Annotated in this window: 6 protein-coding genes; 5 read left to right on the forward strand and 1 reads right to left on the reverse strand. The window is 70.2% G+C overall.

The annotated features are described in order from the left end of the window. The first annotated feature begins 183 nt into the window (after positions 1-183). The 5 genes from CLU91_RS02175 to CLU91_RS02195 all read left to right on the forward strand — a co-directional run bounded on the left by CLU91_RS02175 (position 184) and on the right by CLU91_RS02195 (position 16,035). Positions 184-918 carry an STN domain-containing protein gene (locus CLU91_RS02175; protein WP_157814547.1) on the forward strand — a complete coding sequence of 245 codons (735 nt, stop codon included), beginning with the start codon at positions 184-186 and terminating at the stop codon, positions 916-918. After that, the gene (locus CLU91_RS02180) at positions 908-1,450 is read left to right on the forward strand and encodes an RNA polymerase sigma factor (RefSeq protein ID WP_100872792.1); all 543 of its coding nucleotides are present in this window, start codon (positions 908-910) and stop codon (positions 1,448-1,450) included. The genes CLU91_RS02175 and CLU91_RS02180 overlap by 11 nt, the downstream gene beginning before the upstream one ends. A gap of 14 nt (positions 1,451-1,464) precedes the next feature. Next, positions 1,465-2,412, forward strand: a complete 948-nt coding sequence (locus CLU91_RS02185; RefSeq protein ID WP_100872793.1) for a FecR family protein — start codon at positions 1,465-1,467, stop codon at positions 2,410-2,412. Between the two features lie 211 nt (positions 2,413-2,623). Further along, positions 2,624-15,433 (forward strand): filamentous haemagglutinin family protein, encoded by a 12,810-nt coding sequence (locus CLU91_RS02190; protein ID WP_232730589.1) that lies wholly within the window; start codon positions 2,624-2,626, stop codon positions 15,431-15,433. Then, the gene (locus tag CLU91_RS02195) at positions 15,430-16,035 is read left to right on the forward strand and encodes an RNA polymerase sigma factor (protein WP_100872794.1); all 606 of its coding nucleotides are present in this window, start codon (positions 15,430-15,432) and stop codon (positions 16,033-16,035) included. The genes CLU91_RS02190 and CLU91_RS02195 overlap by 4 nt, the downstream gene beginning before the upstream one ends. A 21-nt stretch (positions 16,036-16,056) precedes the next feature. On the opposite strand, the gene CLU91_RS02200 is transcribed toward CLU91_RS02195, so the two are convergent. Beyond that, positions 16,057-16,599, reverse strand: a complete 543-nt coding sequence (locus tag CLU91_RS02200; protein ID WP_100872795.1) for a cytochrome b — start codon at positions 16,597-16,599, stop codon at positions 16,057-16,059. Positions 16,600-16,622: the final 23 nt, after the last annotated feature.

Consider the following 16,622-nt stretch of genomic DNA (forward strand, 5'->3'; position numbering starts at 1 on the left):
CGGCGGACGTGGAAAGGCGAGGCCTTGTCTGTGCCGGCCATGCTGTCTTCCTCCTCGGGTGAAAGGCATGGGTGAAGGCGGCTGGTCACGGCGTGTCACGATGGTGTCACTTTTGCCGTGTAGCCTGCTGCTGTCGATGGAGCATCCGTCGGCAACGGCCCATTTCGAGAACAGGACGATAGCGTGATGACAGCAAGCCCGGCGTCGCTCAGTGTGCTGGCGCTGGCCGGATGCCTGCTGCTGGCCGGCTTCGCCGCGACAGGAACGGCGCACGCCGCGCCGCCGCTGTATGCGTTCCAGATTCCTGCCCAGCCGCTCGCCGACGCGCTCAGGGCGTATGGCCTGATCACGGGGATTTCCGTGCTGGCGCCCAGTGGCGTCCTGCGCCAGCGCTACAGCAGTGCCGTGGAAGGCAGCTTTGCGGCGCCGGAGGCGCTGCAGCGCATGCTGTCGGGCACCGGCCTGCAGGCCCATTTTCCAGCGGCGAATGCCGCCATCATCCAGCTGCCTGCCGGCGAGCCCCCGGCTGCGCCGCCGCTGCCGCCGGAAAGCGGCGCCATCGCCCTGGACGCCATCGATGCTGTACATGCGGACGGTGCTGATTATGGCGCTTATGTCAGCGGCGTGCAGGCGCAATTGCTGCGCGTCCTGTGCCGCTCGTCCCTGACGCGCCCCGGCAGCTACCGTCTGGCGCTGCGCTTGCGCATCGCCGCGTCGGGCAGCGTGGCGACGCTGAAACAGGCGGGCAGCACGGGACGCCCGCTGCGCGATGCCGTGATCTCGCGCAGCTTGCGTGCACAGGTATTCGAGCCGCCACCACCGGCCATGCCGCAGCCGATCACCATTCTGCTGCGCCAGGATGACGCTGGCAGTGCCTGCCAGCCGGCCCCCTCGAAGGACCAGGCTGATGCCCGATAGCTTGCGCGCGCGCCTGCGCGGCGTGCTGGTGACGCGCTATGGCCAGCTGCGCCGCAAGCTTGAATACATCGTCGGCACCGGGGAGCGCGCGGCCGATGCCTTGCAGGAGACCTGGCTGCGCCTGGAGTCGATGCCCGGCAATACCGCCGTGCGCAATCCCGACGCCTACCTGCTGCAGATGGCGGTCAACGTCGCCACCGACCAGTACCGCCGCGAACACCGGAAATTGAACGATGCCGATATCGACGCCCTGTTCGACGTGGAAGACGAACTGGCCGATCCCGAACGCATCGTCGCGGCGCGCAGCGAGATCATCGCCCTGGAAGCGGCGCTGCGCCAGCTTACGCCGCGCCAGCGCGAGATTCTGCTGGCGGCGCATATCGATGGCCAGCTCAACCGCGAGATCGCCGCGCGCCTGGATATTTCGCTGAGCCTGGTGGAAAAAGAGTTGCGGCACGCCCTGCGACATTGCCAGCAATACGTGGGCGCCCCGGCCGACATGGCCGCCCGTGGCGGCCCACGCCGTTTCTGATACGATTCTTCATCATGACCCAACACAGCAACGACAGCTACGGCGATATCGAGGAACAGGCGAGGCAATGGCTGGTGCGCCTGCGCTCGGGCCGGGCGAGCCAGGCCGATGCGCAGGCGTTCGCCCGCTGGCGCGCGCAAAGTCCCCGCCACGCCCGGGCGGCGCGGGAACTGGGACAGCTGTGGCGCGGCCTGCGCATGGCGGCGCCCGCGGTGGCGCGCGAGCAGGCCATGCGCGCACCGTCGCGCGGCCGGCGCGCCTTCCTGGGCGGCGCGCTGGCCGCGGGCGTGGCGCTGCTGGCCTTGCGTCCGCCGCTGGCCCTGTGGCCGTCCGTGGGCGAACTGGCCGCCGACTATCGCACGGGCACGGGCGAGCAGCGCCAACTGGCGCTGGCCGGCGGCGCACAAGTGCGCATGAATACGCAGACACGCCTGAACCTGCGCGGCGCGGATGACGCCGCGTTCATCGAATTGCTGGCTGGTGAAGCGCAGATCGTCACGGGTGGCCGGGACGCGTGTACCGTGCTGACTGGCGGCGCGCGGCTGCAGGCGCGCGCCGCCAGTTTCAATGTGCGCTGCCTTCCGGATGGTGACGTGGAATTGAGCTGCCTTGAAGGCCGGGTCGAAGTCGACCACCCGCAGCGGCGCACCACCTTGTCCGCGTCGCAGCAGTTGCGCTACGGCCCGGCCGCGCTGCGCCTGGCAGCGCCGGCCGATTCGAATGCCGTGCTGGCCTGGCGCCGCGGCCTGCTGCTGTTCAATGACACGCCGCTGGCGCAGGTGGTCGAGGAACTCAACCGATACCGGCCCGGCAGGATCTTCCTGCAAAGCGAAGAGCTGGGCATGCGCCGTGTCCAGGCGCAGTTTTCCATCGAGAAGCTCGATGTCGCCCTGGCGCTGATCCGCGACCTGTACGGCGCCCGGCTCACCTACTTGCCTGGCAATCTGGTCCTGCTCAGCTAGGCCTTGTCACGCGCGCGCGCATCAAGCCGGGCGTGGACCGCAGTATCGCACCTTCCACTACGGGAACGCTCCCAGCGTTGCCTTCGATAGTGTTTCTGGAAAAAATAAATGCGGGTTAGGCGGACAGCATGCGTCCCAGTCATGAGCAGCGCATTTTCAGCGCGCCTTCCCTGACCAACCAGCACGTTCATTTTTCCAGGAAATCATTGCCATGACCATGTTTCACACTGCCCCGCGCAAGACCATGACACAGACGCTGCGCGTGCGCGTGCCCGTGCCGCAAGCGGCCATGCGCCTTACGCCCCTCGCGTATGCCGTGGCCGTGCTGCTGGCGGCGGGCGGCACGGTGCAGCAGGCGCAGGCGCAGCAGGCGTTCAGCGGCGCCTGGTTTGCCGGCAAGGGTGCAACGCAGGCGACAGCGGTGCAGACGGGGCGGCAGCCCGGCGGCGTGCCGCTGGCCGGCCGGCCGGCGGCGCCCGGCCCGCAGACTGGCGAGCAGTTGCAGCGTTCGCTCAACAACCTGAATCTGGCCGCGCGCGCCATCGCTGCGCAGCAGGCGGCGCAGGCACAGGCGCGCCAGGCGGCGGCCACTGCGCCCGGCGTGCCCGACGGCCTGGTGAATGGCGGCCTGAAGATCGATGCCAACAGCCTGACGGCTGGCTGGCTCAACGCCCAGGCTCCCGTGCAGACGGTGCAGGCAGGCAAGACGACGGTGCTGGTGCGGCAGACGGCCGACAAGGCCATCCTGAACTGGGAAACGTTGAATGTCGGCAAGGATACGACCTTGTCCTTCCAGCAGCAGAAGGACTGGGCCGTACTGAACCGGGTCAATGATCCGCTGGCCCGTCCCAGCCAGATCCAGGGCCGCATCGAGGGCGATGGCACGGTGCTGCTGGTCAACCGCAACGGCATCGTCTTCCATGGCGCCAGCCAGGTCGATACGCGCAACCTGGTGGCTGCCGCCGCCGGCATGGGCGACGCGCAGTTCCGCGAGCGCGGCATTTACAGCAATGGCAGCGTGCCATCGATCAGTGATGCACTGGGCAAGGTCGATGTGCTGCGCGGCGCGCGCCTCGCCACGCGCGCGCCCGCCAATTCCACCGAGGGCGGCGGCTATGTGCTGCTGGCTGGCGCCGAGGTGCATAACGGCGGCGAGATCCTGGCGCCGAAGGGACAGGCGCTGCTGGCCGCTGGCGACAGCTTCGTCATCCGCAAGGGCGTGGGCACGGATGGCAATGCGCTGTCCACCACGCGTGGCAATGAGGTCGTGCCGCGCTTCGGCGCGGCGGGGGCGACAGGCAAGGTCGCCAATTCGGGGCTGATCCAGGTGCGCGAAGGCGATGCGACCCTGGCCGGGCGCGAGGTGCGCCAGGATGGCGTGCTGCTGGCCAGCACCAGCGTCAATGCGCGCGGCACGCTGCACCTGCAGGCGCTGGGCGAGCAGGCCGCCGTGGTGCTGGGGCAGGGCGCCACGACAGCCGTCCTGATCGAGGAAGCGGCGGGCAATACGGCGCTCGACAGCCAGCGCGACGGCTTGCGCGCCCCGGCCGTGGCCGGCGCCGGGTCCATGCTGCCGCTGGCGGACCGGCGCGACCAGTCGCGCATCGCCATCGACAGCGCCGGCATGGTGGATTTCCAGGGAGCGTCGCTGACGCTGGCCACGGGCGGGCAGATCAGCGTCAATGCGGCCGGCCGCAGCCTGGTGCGCGATGGCGCACAGATCGACGTGGCGGGCGCGGCGGGTGTGCGGCTGGCCATGGAAAGCAACAACGTCAAGGTCAACGTGCAGGGCAACGAACAGCGCGACGCACCCGGCAACCGTGATGGCAAGGGGCTCAATAGCAGCGATATCTGGCTGGACAGGCGCAGCCTGGTGTTTGTTCCCAAGGGAACGAACGGCTATGACAGCGACCGCTGGTACACGGCGGGCGGCTTGCTGGAGGTAGGCGGCTACCTGGGCATGCAGGGACACACGGTGGGAGAATGGATGGCGCAGGGCGGCACGCTCAGTTTTGACGGCAAGGACGTCGTCACGCAGGCCGGTTCCAGCATCAACCTGTCGGGCGGCACCTTGCGGGTGGAGGGCGGCTCGATCCGCCAGACCTGGGTGAATGGGGCCGACGGCCGCCAGTACGAAGCATCGCGCGCCCCCGGCGATTTGCTATACACGGGCCTGTACCGGGGCTTTGAAGAGCTGCACGCGCGCTGGGGCGAGTCCGCCACGGCTTCCTACCGCAGTCCGCTGATCGCGCCGCTGCAGCGGCTGGAAAACGGGTATACGGTGGGGCGCGATGCCGGCAAGCTGGTGATCGGCACGCAGGCGGCCGTGCTGGAAGGGGTGATCGACGCCAGCGCCGTCCAGGGGCCGGGCCAGCAGCAGGCGGCGCAGGCCGGTGTCGATGGCTATCATCAGTCGCACAAGGCCGCCGCCACGCGCGGCCAGCTGATCGTCGGGCGCTCCGTGCCCATGTTCGAAAAGAGCACGGGCCTGACGCACGACAGCCTGGGCGCCGTCATGCGCGACGTGCAACTGGCCGGCGGCGCGGACGATATCGCCGCAGGCCTGGACCTGGGCACGCTGCTGCCGACCTCGCGCCAGGGGCGCCTGGTGCTCGATACGGCACGCCTGAACGGCTTCGAACTGGGCGCCATCCGCATTGCCGCCACGGATACGATCGCCGTCAATGGCGCCGTGCGCGTGGCCGACGGCGGCAACGTGACCCTGTACGGCAGCGACGTGGCAGTCAATGCCGACGTGACGGCGCACGCGGGCGGCATCCAGATCGGCAATATCCTGCGGCAGGCCGTCAACGGCCGTATCGAGGACAGCGTGCTGAAGGCGCCCACCGGCGGCAAGGCCGGCGTGCAGGTGGCCGGCGGCGTGACGTTCGATGCGAGCGGCTTGTGGAGCCAGTCCCTGCAGGATGAGGAATCATTGCCTGGCGCCAGGCTGGCATACCGGCATGGCGGCAGTGTTTCCCTGCGCAGCAGCGGCGACGTGCTGCTGCGCCAGGACAGTCGCATCGACGTGCGCTCGGGTGCGGCGCAGCTGGCCGGTGGTACGCTACGCGGCGGCAAGGGCGGCAACGTGACGCTGGAAACGCGCATGCAGGGCAGCGAGCGCGCGGCCAGCCTGGGTTTCGACGGCGCGCTGCTGGGCCAGGGCATGGAGGGCGGCGGCACGCTGCAGGTGCGCGCGGCGAAGGTGCTGATCGGCGGAACGGCGCGGGCGGCGGCCGACACGCTGCAGCTCGACAGCGGCTTTTTTGACAAAGGGTTTTCCCGCTACGATATCGGCGGCAATGGCGGCTTGACGGTGGCCGACGGCGCGCAGGTGGCGGTGACGATGCCGCTGCTGCGCCTGGCCGGGCAGGAGGTGGAAGCGTGGCTGTCGCCCGTATACCGCGAAGACGCGAGGAAGGGCGTGCTGACGCAGCGCCTCGGCGCCAGCTTGCGGCTGCAGGCCGGCGTGGCGGACGTCTCCGGCGGCGCGGATATGGCCAGCGTCCAGGCGCGCATCGGCCACGGCGCCGTGCTGGAAGTCGATCCCGGCCAGTCGATCACGCTGGCCAGTGTCGGCCAGCTGACGCTCGATGGCCGCCTGAATGCCTGGGGCGGCAAGATCGTGCTGGAAGGCATGGCGGGCGATGTGCAGGCGGCCGAGACGGCCAACGGCGCCGGGCATGGCCGCTCGATCTGGATCGGCGACGGGGCCGTGCTGGACGCGGCGGCGCGCGCCGCCACGGCCGTCGATGCGCGCGGCCAGCGCTATGGCCTGGTGCGCGACGGCGGCAGCATCGTGGTGGGCGGCACGCTCGACCAGGCCACGGGCAAGGCAGATGCGGCGCACCTGTTCGTGGCCGTGCGCGAAGGCGCGCTGCTCGACGCTTCCGGCACGCAGGCGCAGCTCGACGTGGCGGGCCTGGGCGCCACGCAAGTGGCCAGCCGTGGCGGCAGCATCGCGCTGGCGTCGAACAACGGCCTGTATCTTGACGGCCAGATGAAGGCCGGGGCGGGCGGCGCCGGCGCGGCCGGCGGCACGCTCGCCCTCGCGCTGGAAACGCCGCAGTACCGCGATACCGCGGGCGCGCGCGTGCGCCAGGCGCGCGAGTTCATGCTGCGCCAGCAGCCGGCCGGCGGCACGCTGGCTGCCACCCAGCCGGAACAGGCGGCCGCGCAGTTCGCGTATGGCCACGCGGCGCTGGCCGCCTCGCAGGTGGCCGCCGGCGGCTTCGGCAATCTGTCCATCCTCAGCAACGGCATGCTCGGCTTCGATGGCGACCTGTCCCTGTCGCTGGGCCAGAGCCTGCATCTGTACGCGCCCACCCTGGTACTGGCCGACGGCGCGGCAGCAGCCACGCGCGTGCTGCTGGCGGCGCCGTACATGCGCCTGGCCGGCATCGGCGCCGTTGGCGCGGGCGATGGCCAGATACGTCCCACTGTGACGGGCGGCGTATCGACGCAGCCGGCCGCAGGCACCTTGCGCCTGGAAGCCACGCAGCTGCTCGACGTGCGCGACGTACTGACGACGGGTGCGCATGGGGGTAAGGAGCGTGCGCAAGGACTGCCGATGGTGCTCGACCGGCGTGCCTTCGACAGCGTGGAACTGGCCAGCCAGGGCGACTTGCGCTTCCTGGGCGCTACCGTCAGCGGCCAGAATACCGTTCTCAACACGCCGGCCGACCTGGCGCTGACGGCGGCGCGCATTTATCCGGCAACGGGGGCCAACGCCATCGTGCGGGCCGGCTACCTGGGCGGGGGCAGCGATTATGCGCAGCAGCGCCTGCTGCGCATAGGCCGCGCCGGCACGGATGGCGCAGCGCTGCCGCCATCTTCCGCCTTTGGAAAGCTGACCCTGGGCGCCGCCGCGATCGAGCAGGGCGGAGTGTTGCTGGCCCCGCTGGGCGGCCTCGTGCTGGGCGCCAGTACGGGCGCCAGCATGTCGGATACGCGTTCCCTGCGCTTCCTGCCGGGCAGCGTGACGTCGGTCAGCGGCGCCGGCCTGATGCTGCCATATGGCGGCACGGCCGATGGCGTCAGCTGGAGCTACGATGGCCAGGATGTCAGCTTGCTGGGCGCGGGCGGCACCTATGGCACGACGGCCAATCTGAAAGTGGGACTGGCGATGAAGAGCCGCGCGGTCGACGTGCAGCCGGGCGCCGTGCTCGATCTGTCGGGTGGCGGCCAGTTGCTGGGCGCCGCCTTCGTGGCCGGCCGTGGCGGCTCCACTGATGCGCGCTACCATCCGCTGGTGCAGACGCGGGCCAACGGCGGCTTCATCCTGCCTGAACTGGCCAGCAATCCCGTGTACGCGATCGTGCCGGGCGCGCAGGCGCCGGTGGCGCCCGCCGATGGCGAGCGCGGCGCCAGTGTGCCCGTGCCGGGCCAGCAGGTGACGATAGGCGCCGGCGTGCCCGGTTTGCCGGCCGGCAGCTACACCTTGCTGCCGTCGACCTACGCCTTGCTGCCGGGCGCCTTCCGCGTCGAGTTCAATGGCCAGGCCGGCATCGCGCCGGCCGCGCCGAATGCCATGCGCAACGGTTCCTGGGCCGCCAGCGGCCGCCTGTCCGTGGCAGGCACGGACATCGGCGACGCCCTGTCGCGACAGCTGATCGTGACGCCGGCCAGCGTGTTGCGCAGTTATTCGCAGTACCGGGAAACCAGCTATGCCGATTTTGTGCGCGCCGACGCGGCCAGGCTGGATGTGCCGCGCGCCATGCTGGAAGCGGATGCGAGGACCATGGTGGTCCAGTTGATGCCAGGCAATGGCGACGCCATCGATTTCCATTTCCAGGGCCAGGCCCGCTTTCAGCCCGCCGACAAGGGACATGGCGGCACGCTGGCCTTCCCGATGGACGGCGGGCATCTGGAAGTGCTGGCGGCCGCTGGCCAGGCCGGCGCCGACATGGGCAGCGTATCGCTGCGCGCCGTTGACGTCAACGCCGTGGGCGCGGCGCGCCTGTCGCTGGGCAGCTTGCCCGTGGTGCGCTACGGCCAGGGCGGCAACTTGCTCGACTTCGCCACTGGCGGGGCAGCCGGCGCCATCACCGTGCGTGACGGGGCGTCGCTGTCGGCCGCCGAAGTATTGCTCATCGCCAACTCAACAGTGGCAAACCAGGGCGCCGGCATCAAGGTCGAGCAGGGGGCGGCCATCAGCACGCTGGGGCGCGGCAGGTCCGCCTTCGATGCCGACGACGGTTTCGTCTACCAGCCCGGCTACCGTGGCGTGCTGGCCGTTTCCAATGGGCGCCTGCAGATGCTGGCGCCGGAATACGATAGCGTGGGCACGCCGGCCAGCATCCGCATCGGCACTTGTGCGCAGGTAGCTTGTGCGGCAACCACCTCGCTGTATTCGGAAGGCTCGATCGCCTTTGCCACCAGCAGCGCCTTCGAGCTCGGCGACGCCGTGCGCTACGGCACGCGTCACCTGACCCTGGCGGTCGGCGGCATCAACGTGGGCAGTGCGCAGACGCTCGATGCGACCGCCGCGCGCGGTGCCCTGCCGCCGGGGCTGAGCTTGAACCAGGAGGTCCTGGACCGCCTGCTGCGCGGCGATGCCGGCACGGGCGCGCCGGCCTTGCAGACCTTGTCGCTGACGGCGGCCCAGTCGCTCAATTTTTACGGCGACACGACCCTGAGCACCATGGATGCCAGCGGAAAGTCGCTGCTGGACAAGTTGTCGCTGACGACGCCGGCCATGTATGGCGGCGGCAAGGCGGGCGAGGCGGCGCGCATCGTCACCGACACCCTCGTCTGGAATGGCGGCACGGCCGGCCCGGCAGCGCTGCCCGGCGCCGTGCTGGCCGGCGGCGCCGGCACGGGCAGCGGCACGCTCGACGTGCGTGCGCGGCGCATCGAGTTCGGCTATGGCCCCGACACGCGCCCGGACACGCTGGCCGACGCGCAGCGCCTGATCCTGGGCTTTGCCGACGTCAGGCTCAATGCCAGCGAGCGCATCACGGCCAACCACAAGGGCAGCCTGGCCGTGCACCAGTCGCAGGGCGCGTATGCGACGGGCAAGGGCTACGCCTACGCCGGCGGCGACCTGTACCTGAACACGCCGCTGCTGACGGGACAAGCCGGTTCCGTCAACCGCATCACGGCAGGCGGGGCGCTCAATATCGCGGGAGCGGGCTCTGGCGGGCCGGCGGCGCTTGCCGGCAGCGACGCGCTGGGCGCGGAACTGCTGTTGGCGGGCAATAGCGTGACGCTCGATACGGCCGTGGTGTTGCCTAGCGGCAAACTGACCCTGGCCGCCACGGGCGACGTGCGCCTGCTGGACGGCGCGCAGCTGGACCTGGCAGGGCGCAAGGTCAGCATCCACGATGCGGACAAATACAGCTGGGGCGGCGAAGTCATACTGACCAGCCGCAGCGGCAATATCGCGCAGGCGGCCGCCGCCGGCATCGATGTGTCGGCCCGCAACAACCAGGGCGGCAAGGTGCAAGCCATCGCCCTCGATGCGGCCGCAGGCAAGGTCGACTTGCAGGGCCGGCTGCTGGGCGGCGCCAGCGGCCGCTATGACGCCGGTGGCACCGTCTTGCCCTACAAGGGCGGCGCCGTGGATATCCGCGCGCAGGACGTGGGCGATTTCGCGGCCCTGAACCGGCGCCTGAACGACGGCAAGGTGGACGGCGAACGCAGTTTCCAGATCAAGCAGGGCGATCTGACCATCGGTGACGAGATCAGGGCGGGCAGCGTCAATGTTTCGCTCGATAATGGCCGCCTGACGGTGGCGGGCGCCATCGACGCCAGCGGCGAGCGCGTGGGCGCCATCCGCCTGGCGGGCAAGCATGGCGTGACGCTGGCCGGCACGGCCGTGCTCGACGCGCATGGCAGCGTGCTGCGCGTCGACAGCTATGGCAAGATCATCGATGCGCCGAACCGGGCGATGATCGAAATCAATGCGGGCGATGGCGTGCTGGCCCTGGACGGCGGTGCGCGGCTCGATGTGCGCCACGGCACGGCGGCCGGCAGCGGCGCGGGCAAGGGCCGGCATGACGACCAGGCGCGCGGCACCCTGGACTTGCACGCGGCGCGCCTGGGCAGCGCCGGTGGCGCCAGCGACGCCGACGCGGCCACGCACGGCGACATCGCCATCGCGGCCGGCGCAGGCCTGCGCATCGAAGGCGCGCGCGAGATCGCCGTGCACGGCACGGCGCGCTACGGCGATGTGCCACAAGGCGTGCTCAAGGATGCTAATGGCCAGGTCGTGCCGGGCACGGACGGCTTGCCGCAGGCGGACCTGGCGGCGGGCGGGCGGCCGTACCAGTTCATCGACCAGGCTTACCTCGATAGCAAGCATGACGACAGCACGGCCTTCATGGCGGGGGCGCTGGGCAACGCCAATTTGCTGGGAAACAAACTGGCCGGCTTGCGCACGGCCGCATATGCCGAGGCGCTGCATGTGCGCCCCGGCGTGGAGATCGTCACGCAGGGCGACCTGGTGGTCAGCGGCGACATCGACCTGTCCGCGCACCGCTATGCGGGTCTGAACGCGAAGACGCCAAAAACCGTCGTGGCCGGCTCGGGCGAACCGGGCAGCCTGGTGTTGCGCGCGGGCGGTAATCTCGACATCTTTGGCAGCATCAACGACGGTTTTGCGCCGCCGCCCGCCACGCCGGACGACAAGGGCTGGGTGCTGACGCCGGGGCGCCAGGCCTACGGCGGCGACGTGGTGGTGCCGGGCCATGGCGTGGTGCTGGCCGAGGGAACGTTGTTTCCTGCCGGCAAAGTCTTGAATTATGCCCTGCCGATCCAGCCGGTGACGCTGGCCGTGGGTACCGTGCTGCCGGTGGCGGCCAGCCTGGCGGCGGCGCTGGAAGTGCCAGTCGATACGGTGCTGCGCGCGGACGTGCGCGACAGCGCCGGCCGCCTGCTGCATGCGGCCGGCACGCTGGTTGCGGGCCAGCCGCTGCTGCTGCCGAAAGGCACGCAGCTGGGCGCCGGTTCGCAGTTGTCCGGGACGGTTGCGCTGGAAGGCCTGACCTGGCCGGCCGGCGTGCCACTGCCGAGCCTGGCGCAGTTTGATAACTACCTCAAGCCGAACGGGGTCATGCTGGCCAGTGCGCTGGCCTTGCGCGTCGGTGCGCTGATCCCCGCCGATACCCGCGTCAAGCTGCCGGGCGGCGCCCTCAGCGTGCCGCTGCGCGCCATCACGGGCGGCGTGCAGGGGCGTAACTGGGCGGTGGCGCCCATGCTGCCGGAAGGCTCGCTGTCGTGGTCGATGCGGCTCGTGTCCGGCGCCGATACCGGCGCGGCCGACACGCGCAGCATCCGGCCCGTGCTGGCGGGCGACCTGCGGCTGGCCGACAGCCATTACGCGCTGTATGAAACGTATGACCGGAAAATCATCCCGGGCACGCCGGCGCGGCCGGGCGGTGCCTGGTTCTGGAATGCGCTGGGCGGCGAGCTGGGCTACGAGCCAGGCACGCCGGTGGCGCCCGATCTTGAAGACTGGTGCGACGCAGGCGCCTGCGACCGCTACAACTATGCCTGGAGCGACAGCGCCAGCCTGTTTGATCCCGCCTGGCTGGCCGGCAAGCCGGTGCCGCTGGATGTGGAAGGACAGTGCGACCCGGACCTCTGCATCCCGCTGGGCAAGGCGATTCCCGGCACGCCGGACCGGGTGGAAATCGGCGCGCTGAAAAGCGTGACGCCAGCAACCCAGCATTTCAGCGTGCTGCGCACGGGGACGGGCGACCTGGACCTGATTGCGGCCGGCAACGTCAGTACCCTGTCGCCATATGGCATCTATACGGCGGGTACCTCCACCGCCAGCCTGGGCAATGCCGCCTACAATCAGGCGCGCGGGCGCGCCGGCGACGGCGCGACGGTGCTGGGCAGCGGCGGCGCCGCGTATGAATCCCTGGTCGATGGCGGCGTGGCCAGCGCCTATGCGGCCTGGTACCCCGACCATGGCGGCAATCTGCTGCTGCGCGCGGGCGGCAACCTGACGGGCGACATCGTCAGTGCGTTCGGCGTTGCGCGCCAGGAAGACTTGCGCAGGCAGGCGGGCAGCGCCAACGTAGGCAACTGGCTGTGGCGCCAGAGCACGGGCGGCACGGCCGGCGTCGACCCCATACCCGCCAGCTGGTGGATCAATTTTGGCACGTATATCAAGGAAGCCGGTGGCGCGAGCGTCTTGCAGCCCGACCAGGCGATCATCGACAAGCTGCCCATGCTGGTGGGCTTCACGGGCATGGGCACGCTGGGCGGCGGCAACCTGAGCGTCGATGTGGGCGGCCATGCGGGCATGCAGGCGCGGCGCGGCTCGGCCGATGGCGACCAGTCGCCGCGCAGCGAAGGACTGGTGCTGGCCGTGGCCGGCACGGGCCGGGTCGGCGCCGACGGCGGCCTGCTGCTGACGGGCGGCGGTGACATGGACGTGCGCATCGGCGGCGACATCAATCCCGGCCTGCAGGCCAGGGCGGCCGTCAACAACGGTTTTGGCATGCAGCTGGGCGCGGCGACGGATTACCAGAACCAGAACCTGAACCTGAACGGCGCGCTGAGCAATCTGCGCGGTGCCCTGGCCCTGCAAACGGGCAGCCTGGGCGGCGTCGCCTTCAATTATGGCGGCATGCCGCAGCAGCACGACAGCAAGGAGCAGCGCGCCTACGATCCCTACGGCGCCACGCTGGGCACGGCCACCGGCGGCGCGACGTTGATGCTGGGCGATGCGGCGGCGCGCGTGTCCACGCGCGGCGACCTGGTGCTGGCCGGCACGGGCGACCCGGGCCGCGTGAAGACAGCCCATACGTCCGCGTTCACGGCCAATGGCAAGGCCCATGCGCAGGGCGGCCATGGCTGGTTTTCGCTGTGGACGGACGGTACGGCGATCGACCTGTTCTCCGCTGGCGGCAGCCTGGCGCCGAGCGTGCAGCTGGGCGATGTCGATTTTGGCAGGACACCGGCCAGCCAGGGCAACCATGCCGATTCGGACGGGCGTTTCCTGTTCCCTTCGCAGCTGGGGGCGGTGGCCGCGAATGGCAGCATCTTCCTGGGCAAGTCGGCGCTGGGCGGGCAAGACTATTACGCACCCGGCTATTCCATGCTGCTGGCGCCATCGGCCAACGGCCGGCTCGACTTGCTGGCGGGCGATTCGCTGTATGCCAGCGGCTATGCCGTGAGCCGCTCGGGCGCCGCCGCATCGAGCCTGCCCACGCCCGTTCATCCCGCCTTCGCCGGCTATGAGCGTGATGTTCTGAACGGCCAGCAGGTCTACGTGGCGGGCAATGGCGGCGTGGACGGCATCGTGTCGAGCCTGGTGCGCTTTCCCCTGTTCGCGTTTGGCAGCCCCAGCGCCGTGCCGCTCGGCGACGCCGGTACGCCGTCGCGCCTGTACGCGGGCAAGGGCGATATCGTCGGCTTGCGCAGCGGAGAAATCCTGGCGTTTGTCAACGGCCAGCGGGCCGGACAGATGTGGTACGAGGGTGCCGCGCCCGTGTGGATGCGGGCCGGGCGCGACATTGTCAACTCCGGCACGCAGCCGGGCCAGCCGACGGCGCTGCCGAATGCCATCACCAATACCCGCGAGAACGTGTCTGGCAACGGCGTCAGCACGGGCAACCTGTTCGTGCATGCGCGCGCCACGGACGTGTCCATCGTCGCGGCGGGCCGCGACATCCTGCATAGCAGCTTCAGCGTGGCCGGTCCCGGCACGTTGGAACTGACGGCGGGGCGCCATATCCGCATGGAAGAGCAGGGTGCGCTGGTCAGCCTGGGCGCCGTGGTGGCTGGCGATCAACGTCCCGGCGCCGGCATCGTGCTGCAGGCGGGGCTGGGCGAAGCCGGCGTGAATGGCGTCGATTTCGCCGCCTTCGCGCAGCGCTACCTGGACCCGGTCAACCTGGCCCAGGCTGGCGTGCCATTGGCACAACAGGCGGGCAAGGTCGCCAGAACCTATGCGCCGGAGCTGGCCGCCTGGCTGGCGGCGCGCGAGGGTTTCTCCGGCACGCCGCAACAGGCGCGCACGCGTTTTGCCGCCTTGCCGCCCGAGCAGCAGCGTATCTTCGCGCGCCAGGTCTTCTTTGATGAATTGAAGGCGGGCGGGCGCGAATACAACGATGCGCAAGGTGCGCGTTTCGGCAGCTACCTGCGCGGCCGCAACGCCATCGCGGCGCTGTTCCCTGCGCAGGATGCGCACGGCGCGCGCATCGGCTACCAGGGCGATATCAGCCTGTATGGCCCGTCCGGCGTCAATACCCTGTTCGGCGGCGACATCAGCATGCTCGCGCCGGGCGGCAAGCAGGTCTTCGGCACGGAGGGCCAGGCGCCGCTCGCGGTGCCTGGCCTGGTGCCTGGCGTACTCACGCAGGGTGCGGGCGATATCGCGCTGTACGCCCAGGACAGCATGCTGCTGGGCCAAAGCCGCATCATGACTACCTTCGGCGGCGCCATCCTGGCCTGGTCGGCGCAGGGCGACATCAATGCGGGGCGCGGGTCGAAGTCGACCATCGTCTACACGCCGCCCAAACGCGTGTATGACCAATGGGGCAATGTGACGCTGGCGTCTGACGTGCCCAGCACGGGCGCCGGCATCGCCACGCTGGCGCCGATACCGGAAGTGCCGGCCGGCGATATCGACTTGATCGCCCCCCTGGGCACCATCGACGCGGGCGAGGCGGGCATTCGCGTGTCGGGCAATATCAACCTGGCGGCGCTGCAGGTGGTGAACGCGGCGAACATCCAGGTGCAGGGGAAATCGAGTGGCATGCCGGTGCTGGCCGCCGTGAACGTGGCCGCCCTGAGCAACGCCAGTGCGGCGGCGTCGCAGGCGACGGGCGCGGCGCAGGAAGTGCTGCAGCGCGAGCGGGCGGCGGCGCGCGGCAGCCTGCCATCGATCTTTTCCGTGCGCGTGCTGGGCTTTGGCGACGAGCCGGTCGAGGACGGCGACAAGCGCGGCAAGGCGGCCAGCTACCGGCCGGACAGCCCCGTCGCCATCCTCGGCCTCGGCGGCACGGGTGCCACTCAGCGCGCCCACCTGACGCGCCCGGAGCAGCAGGAGCTGGACCTGTGACGGCCAGCGTGGAAGCGTTGTCGCCATGCCTGCAGGCGCACTTGGCCACGCACTACGCGCGCCTGCACCGGCGCCTGACGCGCTACCTGGGCTGCGCGGAGTTGGCCAGCGACAGCCTGCACGACACCTGGCTGCGCCTGGCGGGCAAGCCGGCACCGCCCGCCAGCAGCATGGATGCCTACGTCTGCCGCGTGGCGTGCAACCTGGCCGTGGACCGGCTGCGCCAGGCGCGGCCCTGGCACTACGCGGACGGCGCCGAAGCGCTGCTGGAACAGTTGGCAGATGGCGCGGCTGGACCGGCCACGCTGGCCGAAGTGCGCTCCGAGCTGGCCGCCGTTGACCGGGCGGTGGCGTGCCTGCCGCGGCGCCACCGGCAGGTGCTGTTCGGCTTGCGCCTGGAAGACGCCACGCGCGACGAGGTGGCCGCGCGCCACGGCATTTCGCTGCGCAGCGTCGACACCCTGCTGCGGCAGGCGCTCGACCACTGTGCCGCGCAGACGGGGCAGACCGTCAGCGGCGGCATCGGCAAGGCGCGCCGGGCGTTGCGCACGGCGCGGGCTGGTTTCCAGCCGGGAGCGCCATCGTTTGCTGTTGCCTCATAAGCGTCATGGCGCGCCAGCCGTCTACAGCATGCGCTGGAAGACGCCGTCCTTGTCCAGCAGCAGATGCTTGAGGCCGGCAAGGGCGTGCAGGGCGATCAGCGCGGCCAGGGTCCAGGCGGCCAGTTCGTGCAGTCCGAAGCATAGTTCGGCCAGCGCGTGGTCGGGCGCGAAGCAGCGCGGCAGGGCCAGGCCGAAGAAGGCTACGCCGCTTTTGCTCAGCAGCGCGCCGGCCAGGCCCGTGGCCGGCACCAGCAGCATGCCCGCGTACAGCAAGCCATGGCCCAGACGCGACAGGCGCGCTTGCCAGGGCGCCACGGACGGCGGCAGGCTAGCCGGCCTGTGGCCCAGGCGCCAGGCGGCGCGCGCGGCGAGCAGCAGCAATAGCAGCAAGCCCAGCGATTTATGCAGATTGAAATACACCTCGCTGCCGGGATCGTCCTCGACCTCCATCATGGTCCAGCCCAGGGCCAGCATGGCGGGGATCAGCACGGCCATCAGCCAGTGCAGCAGGCGCGCCGGGGCTGCATAGCGCCAGCCTTGCGTCGTCAATTTCTCGGTGTTCATGGTGTTTCCTTCTCGGTCAATTG

Source organism: Janthinobacterium sp. 64 (assembly GCF_002813325.1).
Taxonomy (GTDB): domain Bacteria; phylum Pseudomonadota; class Gammaproteobacteria; order Burkholderiales; family Burkholderiaceae_D; genus Janthinobacterium.

Coding starts and splice junctions, on each gene's coding strand:
- CLU91_RS02185 (WP_100872793.1), top strand. CDS start 1,465: ATGACCCAACACAGCAACGACAGCTACGGCGATATCGAGGAACAGGCG.
- CLU91_RS02190 (WP_232730589.1), top strand. CDS start 2,624: ATGACCATGTTTCACACTGCCCCGCGCAAGACCATGACACAGACGCTG.
- CLU91_RS02200 (WP_100872795.1), bottom strand. CDS start 16,599: ATGAACACCGAGAAATTGACGACGCAAGGCTGGCGCTATGCAGCCCCG.
- CLU91_RS02180 (WP_100872792.1), top strand. CDS start 908: ATGCCCGATAGCTTGCGCGCGCGCCTGCGCGGCGTGCTGGTGACGCGC.